We start from the raw sequence: 19,525 nt of genomic DNA, 5'->3' as shown, positions 1-19,525 counted from the left end.
CCTGTCGCAGCGGGACGGCCGCACGACCACTGCCGGTAACATACGTACACAAAACCCCCGCAAGTCCTCCTGTCCTCGTGCCGCCCCGTGCGGCCGCCCGGATGCGGATGCTTGCACCTAAGTCCTGAGGAGGACCCACAGTGGCTAAGGCCAAGTTCGAGCGGACCAAGCCGCACGTCAACATCGGAACCATCGGTCACGTCGACCACGGAAAGACCACGCTCACCGCGGCGATCTCGAAGGTTCTGGCGGACAAGTTCCCGTCCGCGACCAACGTCCAGCGTGACTTCGCGTCGATCGACTCCGCTCCCGAGGAGCGCCAGCGCGGCATCACGATCAACATCTCGCACGTCGAGTACGAGACGCCGAAGCGCCACTACGCGCACGTCGACGCCCCGGGTCACGCCGACTACATCAAGAACATGATCACCGGCGCGGCCCAGATGGACGGCGCAATCCTCGTGGTCGCCGCCACCGACGGCCCGATGGCTCAGACCCGTGAGCACGTCCTCCTCGCCAAGCAGGTCGGCGTCCCCTACCTCCTCGTCGCGCTGAACAAGGCCGACATGGTGGACGACGAGGAGATCCTGGAGCTCGTCGAGCTCGAGGTCCGCGAGCTCCTCTCGTCGCAGGGCTTCCCCGGCGACGACGCCCCCGTCGTGCGCGTCTCCGGCCTCAAGGCCCTCGAGGGCGACGACACCTGGACCCAGTCGATCCTCGACCTGATGGACGCGGTCGACGAGTCCATCCCGGACCCGGTGCGCGACAAGGACAAGCCGTTCCTCATGCCGATCGAGGACGTCTTCACGATCACCGGTCGTGGAACCGTCGTCACCGGCCGTGCGGAGCGTGGAACCCTCGCTCTGAACTCCGAGGTCGAGATCGTCGGCATTCGCCCGACGCAGAAGACCACGGTCACCGGAATCGAGATGTTCCACAAGCAGCTCGACGAGGCCTGGGCCGGCGAGAACTGCGGTCTGCTCCTCCGCGGCACCAAGCGCGAGGACGTCGAGCGCGGCCAGGTCGTCGTCAAGCCGGGTTCGGTCACGCCGCACACGGACTTCGAGGGCACCGCGTACATCCTGTCCAAGGATGAGGGTGGGCGTCACAACCCGTTCTACGCGAACTACCGTCCGCAGTTCTACTTCCGCACCACCGACGTCACCGGCGTCATCACGCTGCCCGAGGGCACCGAGATGGTCATGCCCGGCGACACCACCGACATGACGGTCGCGCTGATCCAGCCGATCGCCATGGAGGAGGGCCTCGGCTTCGCCATCCGTGAGGGTGGACGCACTGTGGGTGCCGGTACGGTCACCAAGATCATCAAGTAGGTCCGTCCTACTGATCTCTCGAGAGGGGTCGTCCGCTTCGGCGGGCGGCCCCTCTCGTCGTTCCCGGGGACGCCCGGCTAGCGTGGCGGCATGCCCTTCGTGAAGAGCGACCCCCGTGCCCTCCCGCAGTTCTTCGAGTGGGAGGCGGCCGGCCTGGACTGGCTGCGCGAGGCGGACGGCGGTGCGCGCTGTGTCGGGGTGGAGAGGGTGTCGCCCGGGCGCATCGAGCTGGAGGAGATCCGCTCCGCGCGACCCTCCGCCGAGTCGGCTCGGGCCTTCGGCGCCGCGCTCGCCCGGACGCACGACGCCGGAGCCGCGGCGTTCGGAGCGCCGCCCCCGGGATGGACCGGCCCCGCGTACATCGGCCGCCGCGGGATGCCGTGCCGCCCGGACGACTCGTGGGGGCGCTTCTACGCGGAGCAGCGGGTGCGGCCGTTCCTCGGCCCTGCCGTGGAGGCGGGCAACCTCACGGCAGCCGAGTCGCGGCTCGTCGAGCAGGCTCTGGACCGGGTGGCGGCCGGAGCCTTCGACGATGGTGCGGGGCCCGCCAGGATCCACGGGGACCTCTGGACCGGCAACGTGCTCTGGTCGGCGGACGGCGCCGTCCTGATCGACCCCGCCGCTCACGGGGGCCACCGCGAGACCGATCTCGCGATGCTGGCACTCTTCGGCGCTCCGCACCTCGACGCCGTCCTCGAGGGCTACCGCGAGCAGCATCCGCTGGAAGCCGGCTACGAGGAGCGGGTGCCGCTCCACCAGCTGCACCCGCTCGCCGTCCACGCCGCCGGTCACGGTCCGTCCTACGGCCGCGCCCTGGCCGACGCGGCGGAGCGGGTGATCGCACTGGCCGGCTGACCGGCGCGCCCGCACCGTTCCCCCAGCCGGGAGCGCCACACTGAGGCACGCGCCGCCCTGTGCGCGTTTACAAGGAGGCATCATCGTGGATCTCGGGAAACTCGGACGCCAGGCCGGCGAACTGCTCAACAGCCGGAAGGCCCAGGACGCGTTGCGGAGCGAGAAGGCCGAGCAGGTCTCCGACCAGACCCTCGAGAAGGCGGGCGAGATCGCCAGCCGCCTCACCAACGGCAAGTACGACGACCGCATCGAGGACCTGAAGCGCCAGGCCGACAAGCGGATCGGCAACGAGTAGCGGCTGCCGTCCGACTGCTCCTCCCCGCCGTCAAGCGGGTGCGGGCCTCGGATCCGCCGTCCTATCGTCGGGTCGATGGCTGACACTCGCGCGCAACGACTCCGCAGGACCGATTCGAGCGGGCGCGGCTACACCCGGGTGCGCGCGGGCTCCGGCTTCAGCTACCGCGACCCGAAGGGCGCGACCGTCGCCGACAAGGAGCTGCGCGCGCGCTTCGACCGTCTCGGCATCCCGCCGGCCTGGACGGACGTCTGGATCGCCCCGTACCCCAACGGGCACATCCAGGCCACCGGCGTCGACTCCGCCGGCCGCCGCCAGTACATCTACCATCCGACCTGGCGCGAGCAGAAGGACCGGATCAAGTTCGACCGGGCGCTGCGGCTCGCGGAGGCCCTGCCCGGGGCGCGCCGAGCCGTGACCATCGCCCTCCGCTCGGACGGACCCAGCCGTGAGCGCGCGCTGGCCACCGCCTTCCGGATGCTCGACACCGGATCGCTCCGCGTCGGCAGCGAGAGGTACGCGAAGGAGCACGGCAGCATCGGCCTCTCGACGCTCCTGTGCGCGCACGCCACGACCCACGGGGACCGGGTCGCCCTCGCCTTCCCCGGGAAGAGCCATCAGGCGTGGACGAGCGAGATCCTCGACCACGACCTCTCGCGCGTCGTCCGTGCTCTCAAGCGTCGCGGGCCGAACGCCCGCCTGCTCGCCTGGAAGGACGGGCGGGAGTGGCGGCCGATCTCGGCGCCCGAGATCAACGACTACGTGCGCGAGCGCGCCGGCGACGACTTCACGGCGAAGGACTTCCGCACTCTGCACGGCACGGTCGCGGCCGCGCTGAGCCTGGCGAAGTCGGGCCCGCAGGCCACACAGCGCGCTCGGAACTCCGCGATCGCCCAGGCGATGCGCGACGCCTCGGACGTGCTCGGGAACACGCCGACGGTCGCCCGCGCCAGCTACGTCGACCCGCGGCTTCTGGACCACTTCCGCGCCGGCGAGACCATCGACGCGTCGCGCCCCGCGTCGGCCGAGACCGCCGTCCGGGCGCTGCTCTTCGAGTAGCGGGGGAGGCCCTCCGGCCCGCGCTGCTGCTCGGAGCGACCGGCTCCCAGGGGCCGTCACGACGTGCTCGCGAAGGAGCCCTCCGGCGCGACACGCCCGGGTTGCAGGGGTGGGGCATCTGTGGGAGACTCTTCTAGTTCAAAATTTCCTCTCGGGCGGCGTGCTGCTCGGAGGGGGACACTGCCAGGCAGTGCCGAGACGGCATCGCGGAGGCTCGACCCGAGAGGGCGGCCACGCGGATGCGACGTCGAGGCGGCGGGTAGCAGAACGACAACAACCGACATCTCAACGGTCTCTCCGTGCGTCGTGCGTTCTGCACGCCGATCGGAGCGCCCCAGGGGTGCGGTGCTTTTGACAGAAGAACACTGGTTGCACTTTTCCGGGTCACCGGAGTTCCTTCGCGAGCGCGTCCAATGCGAGACGAGTCCGGCTCCGGCCGGGGGAGTCGCGTACGACGCAATAACAAGAGAGTGAGAGATCACACATGGCGGGACAGAAGATCCGCATCCGACTGAAGTCGTACGACCACGAGGTCATCGACACGTCGGCGCGCAAGATCGTCGACACGGTCACCCGTGCCGGTGCAACGGTGGTCGGCCCCGTGCCGCTGCCGACCGAGAAGAACGTGGTCTGCGTGATCCGTTCTCCCCACAAGTACAAGGACAGCCGCGAGCACTTCGAGATGCGCACCCACAAGCGCCTCATCGACATCATCGACCCGACGCCCAAGGCCGTCGACTCGCTCATGCGCCTCGACCTGCCGGCCGACGTCAACATCGAGATCAAGCTCTAAGGAGGAGTGCCACCATGTCTGTCACTGTTTCCCCCACGCTGAAGACCAGCAAGGGCCTCCTCGGCACCAAGCTCGGAATGACCCAGGTCTGGGACGAGAACAACAAGCTCGTGCCGGTCACCGTCATCGAGATCAGCCCCAACGTCGTGACCCAGGTCCGCACGGAGGAGAAGGACGGCTACACCGCCGTCCAGCTCGCCGCCGGTGCGATCGACCCGCGCAAGGTGAACAAGCCCGCCGCCGGTCACTTCGACGCCGCGGGCGTCACCCCCCGCCGCCACCTCACCGAGGTCCGCACCTCCGACGCCGCCGACTACTCGGCAGGCCAGGAGCTGACCGTGGACGCCGTCTTCGAGGCCGGCACCAAGGTCGACGTCGTCGGCACCAGCAAGGGCAAGGGCTTCGCCGGCGTCATGAAGCGTCACAACTTCAAGGGCGTCTCGGCTTCGCACGGTTCGCACCGCAACCACCGCAAGCCCGGCTCCATCGGCGCCTCCTCGACCCCCAGCCGTGTCTTCAAGGGCATGCGCATGGCCGGTCGCATGGGTGGCGAGCGCGTCACCGTGCTCAACCTCAAGGTGCACTCCGTCGACGCCGAGAAGGGCCTGCTGCTCGTCAAGGGCGCCGTCCCCGGTGCCCGCGGTCGCCTCGTGTTCGTTCGCAACGCCGTGAAGGGAGCGTAGTTCCATGGCTACCTCTGTCGACATCATCGACGTCAAGGGCCAGAAGGCGGGCTCGGTCGAGCTCCCCGCCGCGCTCTTCGACGTCCAGACCAACATCCCCCTCATCCACCAGGTCGTCGTGGCCCAGCTCGCCGCGGCGCGCCAGGGAACCCACAAGACGAAGAACCGCGGTGAGGTCTCCGGAGCCGGTCGCAAGCCGTTCAAGCAGAAGGGAACCGGTCGCGCTCGTCAGGGCTCGATCCGCGCCCCGCACATGACCGGCGGTGGCGTGGTCCACGGACCGACCCCCCGCAGCTACGCGCAGCGCACCCCCAAGAAGATGATCGCCGCGGCTCTGCTCGGCGCTCTCTCGGACCGCGCCCGCGGTGCCCGCATCCACGTGGTCGAGTCCCTCGCCCTCGGCGACACCCCCCGGACCAAGGACGTCCTCGTCCTGCTCGACGCCCTCTCGGTGTCGCGCAACGTCCTCGTGGTGCTCGAGCGCGACGACTACATCGCCGAGCTCTCGCTCCGCAACGTGCCGTTCGTGCACATCCTGCCGGCCGACCAGCTCAACGCGTACGACGTGCTCGTCTCCGACGACATCGTGTTCTCGAAGGGCGCGCTCGACGCGTTCATCGCGGCCAAGTCGGGCGTCGAGTCCAACAAGGAAGAGGTGAACGCATGAGCCAGTCCGCCGCGTTCAACAAGGACCCCCGCGACGTCATCATCTCCCCGGTGGTCTCGGAGAAGTCCTACGGCCTGATCGACGAGGGCAAGTACACCTTCGTGGTCGACCCGCGTTCGAACAAGACCGAGATCAAGCTCGCCATCGAGAAGATCTTCGGCGTCGAGGTCGCGTCGATCAACACGCTGAACCGCCAGGGCAAGACCCGCCGCACGAAGTTCGGCACCGGCAAGCGCAAGGACACCAAGCGCGCGATCGTCACGCTGAAGTCCGGCTCCATCGACATCTTCACGAGCGTCGGCTGAGCCGAAGAAGCGTAGAGGAAACAGACAATGGCTATTCGTAAGTACAAGCCCACGACCCCCGGTCGCCGCGGCTCCAGCGTTGCCGACTTCGCCGAGATCACCCGCTCGACGCCCGAGAAGTCGCTCCTGCGCCCGCTGTCCAAGACCGGTGGCCGCAACAACTCCGGCCGCATCACGACGCGTCACATCGGTGGTGGCCACAAGCGCCAGTACCGTCTGATCGACTTCCGTCGCAACGACAAGGACGGCGTCAACGCCAAGGTCGCTCACATCGAGTACGACCCCAACCGCACGGCGCGCATCGCGCTGCTCCACTTCGTGGACGGCACCAAGCGCTACATCCTGGCCCCGAACAAGCTCTCGCAGGGCGACGTCGTGGAGTCGGGCGCCGGCGCCGACATCAAGCCCGGCAACAACCTGCCGCTGCGCAACATCCCGACCGGTACGGTCATCCACGCCATCGAGATCAAGCCGGGAGGCGGCGCCAAGCTCGCCCGCTCGGCCGGCACCTCGGTCCGCCTCGTCGCCAAGGACGGCCCCTACGCGCAGCTCCGCCTGCCGTCGGGCGAGATCCGCAACGTCGATGCGCGCTGCCGCGCCACGATCGGCGAGGTCGGCAACGCCGAGCAGTCGAACATCAACTGGGGCAAGGCCGGCCGCATGCGCTGGAAGGGCGTCCGCCCGACCGTCCGCGGTGTCGCGATGAACCCGGTCGACCACCCGCACGGTGGTGGAGAGGGCAAGACCTCCGGTGGACGCCACCCGGTCAGCCCGTGGGGTCAGTCCGAGGGACGCACCCGTCGCCCCAACAAGGAGAGCGACAAGCTCATCGTTCGCCGCCGCACCGCCGGTAAGAAGCGCAAGTAGGAGTTGTAGAAGATGCCTCGCAGTCTCAAGAAGGGCCCCTTCGTTGACGACCACCTGCTCCGCAAGGTGTTCACGGCCAACGAAGCCGGCAACAAGAACGTCATCAAGACCTGGTCGCGCCGTTCGATGATCATCCCGGCGATGCTGGGTCACACCATCGCGGTCCACGACGGTCGCAAGCACATCCCCGTGTTCGTGACCGAGACCATGGTCGGCCACAAGCTCGGCGAGTTCGCCCCCACTCGGACCTTCCGCGGTCACGAGAAGGACGACAAGAAGGGCCGTCGCCGCTGACGCGGCGACGAGAAGGAGGAGAGAAATGGTGGAGTCGATCGCACGCGTGCGACACATCCGCGTCACCCCCCAGAAGGCTCGCCGTGTCGTGAACCTGATCCGCGGGAAGCAGGCTCAGGAGGCACTGGCCATCCTGAAGTTCGCGCCGCAGGGTGCGTCCGAGCCCGTCTACAAGCTCGTCGCCTCGGCGATGGCCAACGCTCGCGTCAAGGCCGATGCCTCGAACGAGTACCTCGACGACCAGGACCTGATCGTGTCCCGCGCCTTCGTCGATGAGGGAACCACCCTCAAGCGATTCCAGCCCCGTGCTCAGGGTCGTGCCTTCCGCATCAACAAGCGCACCAGCCACATCACCGTCGTGCTGGCCACTCCTGAGGAGGGGACCAAGTAATGGGTCAGAAAGTAAACCCCTACGGTTTCCGTCTGGGAATCACCACCGACCACGTGTCGCGCTGGTTCTCCGACAGCACCAAGAAGGGCCAGCGGTACAGCGACTACCTCGCCGAGGACGTCAAGATCCGCCGACTCCTCGCCACGCAGCTCGACCGTGCGGGCGTCGCCCGCATCGAGATCGAGCGCACCCGTGACCGCGTCCGCGTCGACATCCACACCGCCCGCCCGGGCATCGTGATCGGCCGCCGCGGCGCCGAGGCCGAGCGCATCCGCGCCGACCTCGAGAAGCTCACGGGCAAGCAGATCCAGCTCAACATCCTCGAGGTCAAGAACCCCGAGGCCGAGGCTCAGCTGGTCGCCCAGGGCATCGCCGAGCAGCTCTCCGCCCGCGTGGCCTTCCGCCGCGCGATGCGCAAGGGCCTGCAGGGTGCTCAGCGCGCCGGCGCCAAGGGCGTCCGCATCCAGGTCTCCGGCCGCCTCGGCGGCGCCGAGATGAGCCGCTCGGAGTTCTACCGCGAGGGACGCGTGCCGCTGCACACCCTCCGCGCGAACATCGACTACGGCTTCTACGAGGCGAAGACCACCTTCGGCCGCATCGGCGTGAAGGTCTGGATCTACAAGGGCGACATCACCAACAAGGAGCTCGCCCGCGAGCAGGCGAACAGCAAGTCGTCGCGCCCCGAGCGCAGCGACCGTCCGCGCCGTGCACCCCGCCAGCAGAGCGAGGCGCCCGTCGCAGCAGGAGTTGAGGCATAACCATGTTGATTCCGCGTCGAGTCAAGCACCGCAAGCAGCACCACCCGGGCCGGTCCGGCCAGGCCACCGGTGGCACCAAGGTGTCGTTCGGTGAGTTCGGCATCCAGGCCCTCACCCCCGCCTACGTGACCAACCGTCAGATCGAGTCCGCTCGTATCGCGATGACGCGTCACATCAAGCGCGGCGGAAAGGTGTGGATCAACATCTACCCCGACCGTCCGCTCACCAAGAAGCCCGCCGAGACCCGCATGGGTTCCGGTAAAGGCTCGCCGGAGTGGTGGGTCGCGAACGTCAAGCCGGGTCGCGTCCTCTTCGAGGTCGCCGGCGTCGACGAGCAGCTCGCTCGTGAGGCCATGACCCGTGCCATCCACAAGCTGCCCCTCAAGGCACGCATCATCAAGCGCGAGGAGGGAGACGCGTAATGGCGATCGGATCCAAGGAGCTCGCCCCCGCCGAGCTCGACACCTACGAGGACGAGCGTCTCGTCACCGAGCTGAAGAAGGCCAAGGAGGAGCTGTTCAACCTCCGCTTCCAGTCGGCCACCGGTCAGCTGGACACCAACGGCCGCCTGCGTGCCGTCAAGCGCGACATCGCCCGCATCTACACGGTCATCCGTGAGCGCGAGCTGGGCATCCGCGCCACCCCCGCACCCGTCGAGGCCCCGGCCAAGGCGGAGAAGAAGCCCAAGACCAAGAAGGCCGCCAAGGCCGAGGTCGAGGCGACCGAGTCGAACGAGGAGGCCAAGTAATGGCAACCGTCAATGACAGCGCCGGCCACGAGTCGGCCGCCCACGACGTGAAGGAGGCGGGCGCTCGCGGATACCGCAAGACCCGTCGCGGCTACGTCACCAGCGACAAGATGGACAAGACCATCGTCGTCGAGGTCGAGGACCGGGTGAAGCACCCTCTGTACGGCAAGGTCATCCGCCGTACGTCCAAGGTCAAGGTCCACGACGAGCTGAACTCCGCCGGCATCGGCGACTCCGTCGTCATCAGCGAGACCCGTCCCCTCAGCGCCACCAAGCGCTGGCGCCTGGTCGAGATCCTCGAGAAGGCCAAGTAGGCCGCGGCCTACTTGAGTTAGCAGGAGAGACACATGCTTCAGCAAGAATCCCGAGTCAAGGTCGCCGACAACACCGGCGCCAAGATGCTCCTCACCATCCGCGTCCTCGGAGGCTCCGGCCGCCGCTACGCGGGCCTCGGTGACATCATCGTCGCCACCGTCAAGGACGCGATCCCCGGTGGCAACGTGAAGAAGGGCGACGTGGTCAAGGCCGTCATCGTCCGCACCATCAAGCAGACCCGTCGCGCCGACGGCTCGTACATCAAGTTCGACGAGAACGCCGCCGTCATCCTCAAGAACGACGGGGACCCCCGTGGCACCCGCATCTTCGGACCGGTCGGTCGCGAGCTCCGCGACAAGAAGTTCATGAAGATCGTCTCGCTGGCACCGGAGGTTATCTAGTCATGGCCAAGATCAAGAAGGGTGACCTCGTCCAGGTCATCTCGGGCGCTACCCAGGCCCGCGGTGGAGACCGCGGCAAGCAGGGCAAGGTCCTCGAGGTGCTGGTCGAGCGCAACCGCGTCGTCGTCGAGGGCGTGAACTTCGTCAAGAAGCACGTCCGCGTCGGCCAGACGCAGCGCGGCTCGAAGGAGGGCGGCATCGAGACCGTCGAGGCCTCGATCCACATCTCCAACGTCGCGCTCGTCGACCCGAAGACCAAGAAGCCGACCCGGGTCGGCCACCGCAACGTGGCCGTCACCAAGGACGGCGTGACCAAGACCGTTCGCGTGCGCTACGCGAAGGCGTCGGGTGAGGAACTGTAATGACTGACACCACCGCAGTGGCTGCGAAGGTTCAGCCGCGGCTCAAGGCCAAGTACCAGGCCGACATCATCCCCGCTCTCAAGGAGCAGTTCGGCTTCGGCAACGTCCACCAGGTCCCCGGCCTGGTCAAGGTCGTCGTCAACACCGGTGTCGGTGAGGCCGCCCGCGACGGCAAGATCATCGACGGCGCGGTCAAGGACCTCACCGCCATCACCGGTCAGAAGCCGCAGGTCACCAAGGCCCGCAAGTCCATCGCGCAGTTCAAGCTGCGCGAGGGTCAGGCCATCGGCGCTCACGTCACCCTCCGGGGCGACCGCGCCTGGGAGTTCCTGGACCGCCTGCTCTCGGTGGCGCTGCCCCGCATCCGCGACTTCCGCGGGCTGTCGGACCGCCAGTTCGACGGCAACGGCAACTACACCTTCGGCATCACGGAGCAGTCGATCTTCCACGAGATCGACCAGGACCGCATCGACCGCGTCCGCGGCTTCGACGTGACCGTCGTGACCACCGCCAAGACCGACGACGAGGGTCGCGCGCTGCTCAAGCAGCTCGGCTTCCCGTTCAAGTCGTCGGACAACGCGTAAGCAGCAAGCCTCGAGGCCGGGGGACGGTGAGAACCGCCCTCCGGCCTCGTCGTGCGTCCGCCGCCGGACCGGTCCGTCCGGAGCCGGCGGCGGGCGCCACGCGGGATCCCCGGATCCCGTGCACGATCGGCCCTCGACCGCAGGACCTCGGCCATGTAGCATGGCTCGTTGGCCTGCGTTCGCGCGGCCGCATGGGCGTCGACGTCGTCGGCGCCGTCCCACACCACAGGTCGTCACTCTTGTAACGGGTGCCGAAACCAGGCGAGAAAGGCACCATCAGCCATGACCATGACTGATCCGGTCGCAGATCTGCTGACCAGAATCCGTAACGCGAACTCCGCGCACCACGACTCCATCACCCTCCCGGGCTCGAAGCTCAAGGCGAACATCGCCGAGATCCTCAAGACCGAGGGCTACATCGCCGACTGGAAGGTCGAGGAGGCGCGCGTCGGCACGACGCTCTCCATCTCCCTCAAGTACGGCCCGAACCGCGAGCGCTCGATCGCCGGCATCAAGCGGGTCTCGAAGCCCGGACTCCGCGTGTACGCGAAGTCGGCCGAGATCCCCACCGTGCTCGGCGGCCTCGGCGTCGCCATCCTGTCCACCTCGAGCGGTCTCCTGACCGACCGCCAGGCCGAGAAGAAGGGCGTGGGTGGGGAAGTCCTCGCCTACGTGTGGTAACCCCTCATGTCGCGTATTGGAAGACTCCCCATCGAGATCCCGGCGGGCGTCGACGTCTCCGTCGCCGGATCCGCTGTGACCGTCAAGGGCCCCAAGGGCGAGCTGACCGTCTCGGTCGCCAGCCCCATCCAGGTGTCCGTCGAGAACGGCCAGGTGCTGGTCTCGCGTCCCGATGACGAGCGCGAGTCGCGCTCGCTCCACGGCCTCACCCGCACGCTCATCGCGAACGACATCATCGGTGTCACGCAGGGCTACTCCAAGGGCCTCGAGGTCGTCGGAACCGGTTACCGCGTGCTGGCGAAGGGCTCGGACATCGAGTTCGCGCTCGGCTTCTCGCACCCGGTCGTCGTCACCCCGCCCGCGGGCATCTCGTTCACGGTCGAGGGCAACAACAAGCTCACCGTGCACGGCATCTCGAAGCAGGCCGTCGGTGAGGTGGCCGCCAACATTCGTAAGATCCGCAAGCCCGAGCCCTACAAGGGCAAGGGCGTGCGCTACGCCGGCGAGGTCGTTCGCCGCAAGGCCGGAAAGAGCGGTAAGTGATCATGGGACTCGGAACCAGAGGAAAGAGCAAGTCCGCTGCGCGCGGTCGTCGTCACGACCGTCTGCGCAAGAAGGTCGTCGGATCCGCCGAGCGCCCCCGCCTCGTCGTCAACCGCTCGGCCCGCCACGTCTTCGTGCAGGTCGTCGACGACGCTCAGGGCCGCACCCTCGCGTCGGCGTCGACCCTCGAGGCCGACCTGCGCGTGTTCGACGGCGACAAGACCGCCAAGGCCCGCAAGGTCGGCGAGCTCGTCGCCGAGCGCGCCAAGAACGCCGGTGTCGAGGCGGTCGTCTTCGACCGCGGAGGCAACAAGTACGCCGGTCGCGTCGCCGCGATCGCCGATGGAGCACGAGAGGCAGGGCTCAACCTGTGAGCGCCGCAGAGAACAAGGAACCCGAGGTCGCCGCTGTGTCGGAGGCCCCCGTCGAGACCGCTGCGTCCACGCAGCCGCAGCAGGAGGCTCGTGAGCCCCGCCGCGGCGGCCGCGACCGCAACCAGGGTGGCCGCGACCGCGGTGGCCGTGACGCCGAGAAGAGCCAGTTCCTCGAGCGCGTCGTGACCATCAACCGCGTGTCGAAGGTCGTCAAGGGCGGCCGTCGCTTCAGCTTCACCGCGCTCGTGGTCGTCGGAGACGGCAACGGACTGGTGGGCGTCGGCTACGGCAAGGCCCGCGAGGTCCCGACCGCCATCTCCAAGGGCGTCGAGGAGGCGAAGAAGAACTTCTTCCGCGTCCCCCGCGTCGCCTCGACCATCCCGCACCCCGTCCAGGGTGAGGCCGCCGCCGGTGTGGTGCTCCTGCGCCCCGCCGCCGCGGGTACCGGTGTCATCGCCGGCGGTCCCGTCCGCGCCGTCCTCGAGTGCGCCGGCATCCACGACGTCCTGAGCAAGTCGCTCGGCTCGTCGAACACCATCAACATCGTCCACGCGACCGTCGAGGCTCTGAAGCAGCTCGAGGAGCCGCGCGCCGTCGCCGCTCGTCGTGGTCTCGACTTCGACCAGGTCGCGCCGGCACGTCTCGTCCGTGCCGAGGCCGACGCCCTCGCCGCCGCGTCCAACGCGAAGGCAGGTGCCTGATGGCCCAGCTCAAGGTGACCCAGATCAAGTCGAAGGTCAGCGAGAAGCAGTACCAGCGCGACACGCTGCGCTCGCTCGGCCTCAGGAAGATCGGTCAGAGCGTCGTCCGCGAGGACAACGCCCAGAACCGCGGATACGTGAAGACCGTCGCCCACCTGGTGAAGGTCGAGGAGATTGACTAATGGCTGAGACGAAGAAGGCCGCCGCCGCGGAGTCCACGACTCCCGCGCAGGCGACCACCACGAAGGGCGCGGCGGCGCCGGCGACCAAGGAGCACGTGCTCAAGGTCCACCACCTCCGCCCCGCTGCCGGAGCCAAGAAGGCCAAGACCCGCGTGGGTCGCGGTGAGGGCTCCAAGGGAAAGACCGCCGGTCGCGGCACCAAGGGCACCAAGGCCCGCTACCAGGTGCGAGTCGGCTTCGAGGGTGGGCAGATGCCGCTGCACATGCGCACCCCGAAGCTGCGCGGCTTCAAGAACCCGTTCCGGGTCGAGTATCAGGTCGTGAACCTGTCCGCTCTCGCGGAGCTCTACCCCCAGGGCGGCGACGTCACCATCGGCGACCTGGTCGCCAAGGGTGCTGTCCGCAAGAACGAGAAGGTCAAAGTCCTCGGGGACGGCGACATTGCGGTTAAGCTGAACGTCGCGGTCGACAAGGTCTCCAGCTCTGCCGAGCAGAAGATCGTCGCTGCGGGCGGATCCATCAAGTAGCACCAGCAGCTTGTCGGTCGAGCTTGTCACGCCGACTCCCTCCGGGAGCGCGTGGCAAGCTCGACCTGTATCCCGCACCACAGAATTGAGCAGGAGACCTTAGGTAGTGTTTGGCGCCGTTGCGCGGATCTTCCGCACCCCCGACCTCCGCCGCAAGATCGGCTTCACCCTCGCGATCGTGGCGATCTTCCGGCTGGGATCCTTCATCCCTGCTCCGTTCGTCGACTTCAGCGCCGTGCAGGCCTGTCTCGCCGGCAACCAGGGCACCTCGGGTCTCTACGAGCTCGTGAACCTCTTCAGCGGTGGAGCACTGCTCCAGCTGTCGATCTTCGCGCTCGGGATCATGCCGTACATCACGGCGTCGATCATCGTGCAGCTGCTGCGCGTGGTCATCCCTCACTTCGAGACCCTGTACAAGGAGGGGCAGTCCGGTCAGGGCAAGCTCACCCAGTACACGCGGTACCTCACCATCGCGCTCGGCGTCCTCCAGTCGACGACGCTGATCACCGTCGCCCGCTCGGGCGCCCTCTTCGGCAACTCCGGTGTCCCGGAGTGCTCGGCGCTCATCATCACCGACGAGTGGTACTCCATCCTCCTCATGGTCATCACCATGACCGCGGGCACCGGGATCATCATGTGGATGGGCGAGCTCATCACCGAGCGCGGCATCGGCAACGGCATGTCGCTGCTGATCTTCACCTCGATCGCCGCCCAGTTCCCCACCTCCCTGTGGTCGATCGCGCAGTCGCGCGGCTTCGAGACCTTCCTCCTCGTCCTCGGCGTGGGCCTCGTGCTCGTGGTCGCCGTGGTCTTCGTGGAGCAGTCTCAGCGGCGGATCCCCGTGCAGTACGCCAAGCGGATGGTCGGCCGCCGCACCTACGGCGGCAACAACACCTACATCCCGATCAAGGTCAACATGGCCGGCGTCGTGCCCGTCATCTTCGCCTCGTCGCTGCTGTACCTGCCCGCGCTCATCGCGCAGTTCAACCAGCCCGCCGCTGGCCAGGAGGCCCCGGTCTGGGTCACCTGGATCACGAACTACCTCACCAAGGGCGATCACCCGCTCTACATGGCGCTGTACTTCCTCCTGATCGTGGGCTTCACCTACTTCTACGTCGCGATCACCTTCAACCCGGACGAGGTCGCCGACAACATGAAGCGCTACGGCGGCTTCATCCCCGGCATCCGCGCCGGCCGCCCGACCGCCGAGTACCTCAACTACGTGCTCACCCGGGTGACGCTGCCCGGGTCGGTCTACCTCGGCCTCATCGCGCTCGTGCCCCTCGTGGCCCTCGCGCTGGTCGGTGCGAACCAGAACTTCCCCTTCGGCGGCACGTCCATCCTGATCATCGTCGGAGTCGGCCTGGAGACGGTGAAGCAGATCGACTCCCAGCTGCAGCAGCGCCACTACGAAGGACTCCTCCGATGACGTCGCATCCGATTGGCTTCCGTCTCCTGCTGATCGGCCCTCCGGGCGCAGGCAAGGGGACCCAGGCCGCTCGGCTGAGCGACATCCTCCGGGTGCCCGCCATCTCGACCGGGGACATCTTCCGCGCGAACGTCGCCAACGAGACCGAGCTCGGTCTCCAGGCGAAGGCCTACCTCGACAACGGGCGCTACGTGCCGGACGAGCTGACCAACGCGATCGTGCACGACCGCCTCCAGGAGGCGGACGCGTCGACCGGGTTCCTTCTCGACGGCTACCCGCGCACCACGGAGCAGGTCGACGAGCTCGACCGCATCCTCGCTGCGGACGACAACCGGCTCGACGCGGTCGTCCAGCTGACGGCCGATCCCGACGAGGTCGTCGGCCGCCTTCTCAAGCGCTCGCTCGAGCAGGGGCGCAGCGACGACACCGAGGACGTCATCCGGCGCCGACTCGCGCTCTACGAGGAGCAGACCGCGCCGCTCATCGACGTCTACGCGGCCCGCGGGCTCGTGGTCGTGGTCGACGGCCTCGGGCCGGTCGACGAGGTGACCGAGCGGATCGTCGTCGCCCTCGAGGGCCACCGCGTGGGCCGCCTCGACACCCCGGCCGCCTGAGCCGTGGCGTTCCGCTCCTCGCTCTACAAGACGCCCGCGCAGCTGCGGTCGATGCTCGCTCCGGGCCTCGCCACGGCCGCCTCGCTCGACGCGGTCCGCGCGGCGGTCCGCCCGGGCGTCACCACGCTCGAGCTCGACGCGATCGCCGAGGCGGCGATCGTCGCGCTCGGCGGCCACTCGAACTTCCAGCTCGTCCCGGGCTACCGGCACACGATCTGCGCCTCGGTCAACGACGAGGTGGTCCACGGCATCCCCGGCGGGCGCGTGCTCGAGCCGGGCGACCTGGTCTCCATCGACAGCGGCGCCGAGATCGACGGCTGGAACGGCGACTCCGCGATGACGGTGGTCCTGCCCGATCCCTCCCGCCCGGAGGAGGTCGCGGCACGCGCCGAGCTCTCGCGGGTGACCGAGGGATCCCTGTGGCGGGGGATCGCCGCCCTCGCCTCCGCCCGCCATCTCAACGAGGTCGGCGCGGCGATCGAGGAGTACATCGAGGACGAGGCCGAGCGCTCGGGCCGCGTCTACGGCATCCTCACCGACTACATCGGCCACGGCATCGGGCGCACCATGCACGAGGCTCCGCCGGTCTTCAACTACCGGGTGCGCCAGCGCGGCCCCGAGGTGAAGCCGGGACTCGTCGTCGCGATCGAGCCGATGGTCACCGCGGGCAGCGCCGAGACCTTCGTCCGCGAGGACGAGTGGACGGTCGCGACCGAGGACAGCAGCATGGCCGCCCACTGGGAGCACTCCGTCGCCGTGCACCACGACGGCATCTGGGTCACCACGCTCGCCGACGGCGGCGCGGCCGGCCTCGCCCCCTACGGGATCGTGCCGACGCCCTTCGCGTAAAGGCCCCCAGCTCAGAGCTCCTCCGATCCGATGCGGAGGGAGGGTGCTGTCGTCCTCTCGCGACTGGCTCGGGTCTGGCGGGCGCCCGCAGGGCGCGGGATGGCGCGAGAGGGCGACAGCACCCTCTCGATCCCTGTCTGAGCGGACAGTCAGCTGTCGATCACCCGCACCAGCTCCTCGATGAAGCCGCCGAAGTCCGTGGAGCGCCGGATGAGGCGCTGCACCTCCGCCCGGTCGGCGAACACCTCGACGAACTGGTCGAACACCGACTGGAAGGTGCTGCGGCCGGCCGAGGCGAACGCGATCATCGCGATCACGTTCACCCGCTGCTCGCCCCACTCCATCGCGGTGTCGTTCACGACGATCGCGATGGAGGTGCGGTGGGCGCTCATCGCCATCGCGTGCGGGACCGCGAGGTTGTCGGTGAACGCCGTGGAGCTCATCCGCTCGCGCTCGATGGCGCCGTCGACGTAGTCCTCGTCGATGATGCCGCCGGCGATCATCCGCTCGCCCAGCATCCGGATCATCGCCGCCTCGTCGCGCGCGTGCACGTTGCGGAAGAACAGCTCCTCGTCGAAGAACTGCAGCAGCTCGTCCTTGATCTGCGCGCGGCGGCGGTGCCGGCGGACGCGGGCGATGGCCCGGCGCACCGTCTCGACGTCGTGGTCGGTGAGGAACGGCTGCACGACCACGACGTCGTCTGACGCGGGGCGCTCGTCGATCGTGGTGATCACGAGGTCGGCGGTGAGCCGGTCCCAGTCGACGTCGCTCCGCGTGATCAGCGAGCGCACCTCCACCTCGGTGCCGAGCGAGCGCTCGACGCGCAGGCGCAGCATGTGAGCGAGGTCGTAGTAGTTGGGGCAGACGATCACGCAGGACAGACGCTCCTCCCGCCGGGACACCCGCTCGAGGAACGAGCCGACGTGGAGGGCGATGTAGGCGATCTCGTCCTCGTTGACCACGACGCCCCGCCGGCGCTGCAGCCCGCTCGCCAGGAACACGGCGATCTCGTAGGTCATCGGGTAGCTGGTCTTGATCGAGCGGGTGAGCGGGTTGCGGGAGTAGCCGCCCTCGGCGGCCCGGGCGATCAGGTTCCGCACGTGCAGGGCGAGGCGGACGATGAAGCCCTCGTCGTCGAGGTCGACCAGGTACTCGCGGTTGACGTCGGCGACGAGCTCGCGGACGACGGCGAGGTCCTCCGGGTCGAGGTAGTTCTCGACCACGGCGGCGACCGGCTCGTTCTGCCCGGGCGTCGCCACCCGCGTCGTCATCAGGATCGCGAGCTGGGCGAGCTCGGCGTCGGTCAGGCGCGTCGCGAAGTGCCGCTCCACCAGCTCCGCCAGCAGGGCCGCGAGCTCGCCGTGGATCGCGGGGGAGGGGCGGGAGCCGGAGGGGTCCCCGATGCCCCGGGCGACGCGGTCGACGGCGATCGCGATGTGGAGGAGGACGCTGTTCACGCCGTAGTCGTTGATGTAGTAGCCGCGGGTCTCGAGCTCGGCCAGCAGCTCGGTCTTGAAGGCGCCGAGGCCGGGGGAGGCGAATTCGCGCTGGACGTCGTCGAGCGTGAAGACGCCCTGCGCGCTCTCGTCGCGGAACATCCGCGAGATCAGGCGGCGGCGGGCCTCCTCGCTGCCCTCGAGGCGCACCGACGGGCCGCGCCGGACCAGCCCGAGGCCGGCCTCGTCGGCGAGGGCCTTCACCCGGCGCAGATCGGCGTCGACGGTCGACTCGCTCACCGACAGCGCGTCGGCGAGGGCGAAGACGTCCAGGCCCTCGTCGGAGTCGACCAGGCGTCGGACGATGCTGTACAGCCGGTCACGCGGTGTGTCGGGCTCGACGTCGCGGCTGCGCTGCGCCTCCAGGTAGGCCGCGTACGCCTCGCGCGCGAGCCGGTAGCCGTTCGCGGAGGACTCGACCGGTTCCAGCGGGGCGGCCTGCGCCTTCACCGCGGTGACGTAGCTCCGGACGCTGCGGGTGGTGACCCCGAGCCTGTCGGCGAGCTCGTGCGCCGTCACCCAGCCGTCGGCGCGGGAGAGGTACTCCAGCAGTCGTTCGCGGTTGTCAGGCATCAGGCTCCAGGCGTGCGGTCGGGGCGGGCGCCGGGAGCGCCACGACCCTGCCGCGGGCCCGCAGGACGCGGGCGGCGAGTCGTACGTCCCGTCAGTCAATCACCCCGGCGACGCGCCCGGGAGCCCCCGCGCCGCGGGTGGAAGGGGCCGTCTTCCGCCCCCGCGGAAGATTGTCTGCTGGAGGGTGCCGCCCCTCCGAGGGGATGCTTGGATGAATCACGACCCGGACGCGAGGAGGCGAACGAGGTGCGGAAGATCCTGATCGTCTGCGGTGCAGGCGCGTCGAGCACGTTCCTGGCCCACCGGCTGCGAGCGGGCGCGAAGGAGCGCGGCATGGATGCCGTGTTCCGCTCCGAGACCCTCACCGGTCTCGACCACTCCCTCCCCGAGGCCGACGTCCTCCTCGTGGGGCCGCACCTCGAGTCGCAGTTCGACGGACTCCGCCACCGTGCGGAGCTCGTGGGAGCCGCGGCCGCCCTCCTCCCGCCCGATGTCTTCGGAGCGCACGGTGCCGATGCCGTGCTCGAGACCCTGCCCGTCCTCTTCGCCGCTCGCGCGGTCGTCGCAGGCGCGGACGGGGACTCCTCCACCCGCCCGGTCCGTCCGGGCGAGCCCGACTCCGGGCACCACTGATGCAGTCGCGACTGCAGGATCAAGGAGAAACGTTCATGGTCGAGCGCACCGTGCAGGTTGCATCGTCGAAGGGCCTCCACGCCCGCCCCGCCTCGCTCTTCAGCCAGGCCGCGGCGAAGTCGGGTCAGAAGGTCCTCGTCGCCAAGGGCGACGCGACCCCGGTCAACGCCGCGTCGATCCTCGGGATCATCTCGCTCGGCATCGAGCACGGC

At 68.7% G+C, this 19,525-nt stretch carries 30 protein-coding genes; 29 read left to right on the top strand and 1 reads right to left on the bottom strand.

Annotation, left to right across the window (positions count from 1 at the left end; translation table 11 throughout):
* Positions 1-140: 140 nt before the first annotated feature.
* The 27 genes from tuf to map all read left to right on the top strand — a co-directional run bounded on the left by tuf (position 141) and on the right by map (position 16,611).
* Positions 141-1,334, top strand: a complete 1,194-nt coding sequence (tuf, locus tag C5C35_RS12370; protein ID WP_104224570.1) for an elongation factor Tu — start codon at positions 141-143, stop codon at positions 1,332-1,334.
* A 90-nt stretch (positions 1,335-1,424) separates the two neighbouring features.
* Positions 1,425-2,189: a fructosamine kinase family protein gene (locus C5C35_RS12365; RefSeq protein ID WP_104260913.1), complete on the top strand. Its 765-nt coding sequence runs from the start codon at positions 1,425-1,427 to the stop codon at positions 2,187-2,189.
* Between the two features lie 85 nt (positions 2,190-2,274).
* Positions 2,275-2,484, top strand: a complete 210-nt coding sequence (locus C5C35_RS12360; RefSeq protein ID WP_159939075.1) for an antitoxin — start codon at positions 2,275-2,277, stop codon at positions 2,482-2,484.
* A 75-nt stretch (positions 2,485-2,559) separates the two neighbouring features.
* Entirely contained in the window at positions 2,560-3,543 is a 984-nt protein-coding gene (locus C5C35_RS12355; protein WP_104247600.1) for a DNA topoisomerase IB, read from the top strand.
* 484 nt (positions 3,544-4,027) lie between these two features.
* On the top strand, positions 4,028-4,336 hold the full coding sequence (rpsJ, locus tag C5C35_RS12350; protein ID WP_005050520.1) for a 30S ribosomal protein S10: 309 nt from the start codon (positions 4,028-4,030) through the stop codon (positions 4,334-4,336).
* Between the two features lie 14 nt (positions 4,337-4,350).
* Entirely contained in the window at positions 4,351-5,019 is a 669-nt protein-coding gene (rplC, locus tag C5C35_RS12345; RefSeq protein WP_104224566.1) for a 50S ribosomal protein L3, read from the top strand.
* 4 nt (positions 5,020-5,023) lie between these two features.
* On the top strand, positions 5,024-5,686 hold the full coding sequence (gene rplD, locus C5C35_RS12340) for a 50S ribosomal protein L4 (RefSeq protein WP_104224565.1): 663 nt from the start codon (positions 5,024-5,026) through the stop codon (positions 5,684-5,686).
* Complete coding sequence (gene rplW / locus C5C35_RS12335) at positions 5,683-5,991, top strand: 50S ribosomal protein L23 (RefSeq protein WP_068209445.1); 309 nt, start codon at positions 5,683-5,685, stop codon at positions 5,989-5,991. Before rplD ends, rplW begins: the two co-directional genes overlap by 4 nt.
* 27 nt (positions 5,992-6,018) lie before the next feature.
* Positions 6,019-6,858 (top strand): 50S ribosomal protein L2, encoded by an 840-nt coding sequence (gene rplB / locus C5C35_RS12330; protein WP_068251462.1) that lies wholly within the window; start codon positions 6,019-6,021, stop codon positions 6,856-6,858.
* Positions 6,859-6,870: 12 nt separating this feature from the next.
* The gene (gene rpsS / locus C5C35_RS12325) at positions 6,871-7,152 is read left to right on the top strand and encodes a 30S ribosomal protein S19 (RefSeq protein WP_055787078.1); all 282 of its coding nucleotides are present in this window, start codon (positions 6,871-6,873) and stop codon (positions 7,150-7,152) included.
* A 25-nt stretch (positions 7,153-7,177) separates the two neighbouring features.
* Positions 7,178-7,543 carry a 50S ribosomal protein L22 gene (gene rplV, locus C5C35_RS12320; RefSeq protein ID WP_077221988.1) on the top strand — a complete coding sequence of 122 codons (366 nt, stop codon included), beginning with the start codon at positions 7,178-7,180 and terminating at the stop codon, positions 7,541-7,543.
* Positions 7,543-8,301, top strand: a complete 759-nt coding sequence (gene rpsC, locus C5C35_RS12315) for a 30S ribosomal protein S3 (RefSeq protein WP_068209439.1) — start codon at positions 7,543-7,545, stop codon at positions 8,299-8,301. The genes rplV and rpsC overlap by 1 nt, the downstream gene beginning before the upstream one ends.
* Before the next feature lie 2 nt (positions 8,302-8,303).
* Positions 8,304-8,723 (top strand): 50S ribosomal protein L16, encoded by a 420-nt coding sequence (rplP, locus tag C5C35_RS12310; RefSeq protein WP_068209436.1) that lies wholly within the window; start codon positions 8,304-8,306, stop codon positions 8,721-8,723.
* A complete protein-coding gene (rpmC, locus tag C5C35_RS12305; protein ID WP_104224564.1) occupies positions 8,723-9,049 on the top strand; it encodes a 50S ribosomal protein L29 in 327 nt (108 codons plus the stop codon). The genes rplP and rpmC overlap by 1 nt, the downstream gene beginning before the upstream one ends.
* Positions 9,049-9,363: a 30S ribosomal protein S17 gene (rpsQ, locus tag C5C35_RS12300; protein WP_104224563.1), complete on the top strand. Its 315-nt coding sequence runs from the start codon at positions 9,049-9,051 to the stop codon at positions 9,361-9,363. Before rpmC ends, rpsQ begins: the two co-directional genes overlap by 1 nt.
* Positions 9,364-9,396: 33 nt before the next feature.
* Positions 9,397-9,765: a 50S ribosomal protein L14 gene (rplN, locus tag C5C35_RS12295; protein WP_104224562.1), complete on the top strand. Its 369-nt coding sequence runs from the start codon at positions 9,397-9,399 to the stop codon at positions 9,763-9,765.
* 2 nt (positions 9,766-9,767) lie between these two features.
* A complete protein-coding gene (gene rplX / locus C5C35_RS12290) occupies positions 9,768-10,127 on the top strand; it encodes a 50S ribosomal protein L24 (protein WP_104224561.1) in 360 nt (119 codons plus the stop codon).
* Complete coding sequence (gene rplE / locus C5C35_RS12285; RefSeq protein ID WP_068209425.1) at positions 10,127-10,711, top strand: 50S ribosomal protein L5; 585 nt, start codon at positions 10,127-10,129, stop codon at positions 10,709-10,711. Before rplX ends, rplE begins: the two co-directional genes overlap by 1 nt.
* Before the next feature lie 282 nt (positions 10,712-10,993).
* On the top strand, positions 10,994-11,392 hold the full coding sequence (gene rpsH / locus C5C35_RS12280; protein ID WP_068209423.1) for a 30S ribosomal protein S8: 399 nt from the start codon (positions 10,994-10,996) through the stop codon (positions 11,390-11,392).
* Positions 11,393-11,398: 6 nt separating this feature from the next.
* A complete protein-coding gene (gene rplF / locus C5C35_RS12275; protein WP_104224560.1) occupies positions 11,399-11,935 on the top strand; it encodes a 50S ribosomal protein L6 in 537 nt (178 codons plus the stop codon).
* 2 nt (positions 11,936-11,937) lie between these two features.
* On the top strand, positions 11,938-12,309 hold the full coding sequence (rplR, locus tag C5C35_RS12270; RefSeq protein WP_056037296.1) for a 50S ribosomal protein L18: 372 nt from the start codon (positions 11,938-11,940) through the stop codon (positions 12,307-12,309).
* Positions 12,306-13,010 carry a 30S ribosomal protein S5 gene (gene rpsE, locus C5C35_RS12265; protein ID WP_104224559.1) on the top strand — a complete coding sequence of 235 codons (705 nt, stop codon included), beginning with the start codon at positions 12,306-12,308 and terminating at the stop codon, positions 13,008-13,010. Before rplR ends, rpsE begins: the two co-directional genes overlap by 4 nt.
* Positions 13,010-13,192, top strand: coding sequence for a 50S ribosomal protein L30 (rpmD, locus tag C5C35_RS12260; protein WP_181024623.1), 183 nt, complete (start codon positions 13,010-13,012; stop codon positions 13,190-13,192). Before rpsE ends, rpmD begins: the two co-directional genes overlap by 1 nt.
* Positions 13,192-13,719, top strand: a complete 528-nt coding sequence (gene rplO / locus C5C35_RS12255; RefSeq protein WP_104226755.1) for a 50S ribosomal protein L15 — start codon at positions 13,192-13,194, stop codon at positions 13,717-13,719. The genes rpmD and rplO overlap by 1 nt, the downstream gene beginning before the upstream one ends.
* Before the next feature lie 106 nt (positions 13,720-13,825).
* A complete protein-coding gene (secY, locus tag C5C35_RS12250; protein WP_104224557.1) occupies positions 13,826-15,148 on the top strand; it encodes a preprotein translocase subunit SecY in 1,323 nt (440 codons plus the stop codon).
* On the top strand, positions 15,145-15,762 hold the full coding sequence (locus tag C5C35_RS12245; RefSeq protein ID WP_181028829.1) for an adenylate kinase: 618 nt from the start codon (positions 15,145-15,147) through the stop codon (positions 15,760-15,762). Before secY ends, C5C35_RS12245 begins: the two co-directional genes overlap by 4 nt.
* A gap of 3 nt (positions 15,763-15,765) precedes the next feature.
* Positions 15,766-16,611 carry a type I methionyl aminopeptidase gene (gene map, locus C5C35_RS12240; RefSeq protein ID WP_104226753.1) on the top strand — a complete coding sequence of 282 codons (846 nt, stop codon included), beginning with the start codon at positions 15,766-15,768 and terminating at the stop codon, positions 16,609-16,611.
* Positions 16,612-16,760: 149 nt separating this feature from the next.
* Here the strand turns inward: map and C5C35_RS12235 are convergent, their stop codons facing one another.
* Positions 16,761-18,680 (bottom strand): BglG family transcription antiterminator, encoded by a 1,920-nt coding sequence (locus C5C35_RS12235; protein WP_104263203.1) that lies wholly within the window; start codon positions 18,678-18,680, stop codon positions 16,761-16,763.
* 207 nt (positions 18,681-18,887) lie between these two features.
* Here C5C35_RS12235 and C5C35_RS12230 point away from each other — a divergent pair, with 207 nt between their 5' ends.
* Both C5C35_RS12230 and C5C35_RS12225 read left to right on the top strand, forming a co-directional pair.
* Positions 18,888-19,313 carry a PTS sugar transporter subunit IIB gene (locus tag C5C35_RS12230; protein WP_181065531.1) on the top strand — a complete coding sequence of 142 codons (426 nt, stop codon included), beginning with the start codon at positions 18,888-18,890 and terminating at the stop codon, positions 19,311-19,313.
* Between the two features lie 35 nt (positions 19,314-19,348).
* The coding region (locus C5C35_RS12225; protein ID WP_104255706.1) for an HPr family phosphocarrier protein at positions 19,349-19,525 on the top strand (177 nt) is incomplete at its 3' end.

The organism is Rathayibacter sp. AY1F8 (assembly GCF_002932165.1).
GTDB lineage: Bacteria > Actinomycetota > Actinomycetes > Actinomycetales > Microbacteriaceae > Rathayibacter.
The sequence above is the reverse complement of the archived record's forward strand: the minus strand, read 5'-3'. Positions and strand labels throughout refer to the sequence as shown.

Excerpts from the sequence above, each read along its gene's own strand:
- rplR (WP_056037296.1), top strand. The coding sequence starts at position 11,938 with ATGGGACTCGGAACCAGAGGAAAGAGCAAGTCCGCTGCGCGCGGTCGT.
- rpmD (WP_181024623.1), top strand. The coding sequence starts at position 13,010 with ATGGCCCAGCTCAAGGTGACCCAGATCAAGTCGAAGGTCAGCGAGAAG.
- rplB (WP_068251462.1), top strand. The coding sequence starts at position 6,019 with ATGGCTATTCGTAAGTACAAGCCCACGACCCCCGGTCGCCGCGGCTCC.
- rpsQ (WP_104224563.1), top strand. The coding sequence starts at position 9,049 with ATGGCAACCGTCAATGACAGCGCCGGCCACGAGTCGGCCGCCCACGAC.
- rpmC (WP_104224564.1), top strand. The coding sequence starts at position 8,723 with ATGGCGATCGGATCCAAGGAGCTCGCCCCCGCCGAGCTCGACACCTAC.
- C5C35_RS12365 (WP_104260913.1), top strand. The coding sequence starts at position 1,425 with ATGCCCTTCGTGAAGAGCGACCCCCGTGCCCTCCCGCAGTTCTTCGAG.
- rplC (WP_104224566.1), top strand. The coding sequence starts at position 4,351 with ATGTCTGTCACTGTTTCCCCCACGCTGAAGACCAGCAAGGGCCTCCTC.
- C5C35_RS12245 (WP_181028829.1), top strand. The coding sequence starts at position 15,145 with ATGACGTCGCATCCGATTGGCTTCCGTCTCCTGCTGATCGGCCCTCCG.
- rplN (WP_104224562.1), top strand. The coding sequence starts at position 9,397 with ATGCTTCAGCAAGAATCCCGAGTCAAGGTCGCCGACAACACCGGCGCC.
- rplO (WP_104226755.1), top strand. The coding sequence starts at position 13,192 with ATGGCTGAGACGAAGAAGGCCGCCGCCGCGGAGTCCACGACTCCCGCG.
- rplE (WP_068209425.1), top strand. The coding sequence starts at position 10,127 with ATGACTGACACCACCGCAGTGGCTGCGAAGGTTCAGCCGCGGCTCAAG.
- rplX (WP_104224561.1), top strand. The coding sequence starts at position 9,768 with ATGGCCAAGATCAAGAAGGGTGACCTCGTCCAGGTCATCTCGGGCGCT.
- rpsH (WP_068209423.1), top strand. The coding sequence starts at position 10,994 with ATGACCATGACTGATCCGGTCGCAGATCTGCTGACCAGAATCCGTAAC.
- rplF (WP_104224560.1), top strand. The coding sequence starts at position 11,399 with ATGTCGCGTATTGGAAGACTCCCCATCGAGATCCCGGCGGGCGTCGAC.
- rplP (WP_068209436.1), top strand. The coding sequence starts at position 8,304 with ATGTTGATTCCGCGTCGAGTCAAGCACCGCAAGCAGCACCACCCGGGC.
- C5C35_RS12235 (WP_104263203.1), bottom strand. The coding sequence starts at position 18,680 with ATGCCTGACAACCGCGAACGACTGCTGGAGTACCTCTCCCGCGCCGAC.
- rplV (WP_077221988.1), top strand. The coding sequence starts at position 7,178 with ATGGTGGAGTCGATCGCACGCGTGCGACACATCCGCGTCACCCCCCAG.
- rpsJ (WP_005050520.1), top strand. The coding sequence starts at position 4,028 with ATGGCGGGACAGAAGATCCGCATCCGACTGAAGTCGTACGACCACGAG.
- rpsS (WP_055787078.1), top strand. The coding sequence starts at position 6,871 with ATGCCTCGCAGTCTCAAGAAGGGCCCCTTCGTTGACGACCACCTGCTC.
- rplW (WP_068209445.1), top strand. The coding sequence starts at position 5,683 with ATGAGCCAGTCCGCCGCGTTCAACAAGGACCCCCGCGACGTCATCATC.
- C5C35_RS12355 (WP_104247600.1), top strand. The coding sequence starts at position 2,560 with ATGGCTGACACTCGCGCGCAACGACTCCGCAGGACCGATTCGAGCGGG.
- rplD (WP_104224565.1), top strand. The coding sequence starts at position 5,024 with ATGGCTACCTCTGTCGACATCATCGACGTCAAGGGCCAGAAGGCGGGC.
- rpsC (WP_068209439.1), top strand. The coding sequence starts at position 7,543 with ATGGGTCAGAAAGTAAACCCCTACGGTTTCCGTCTGGGAATCACCACC.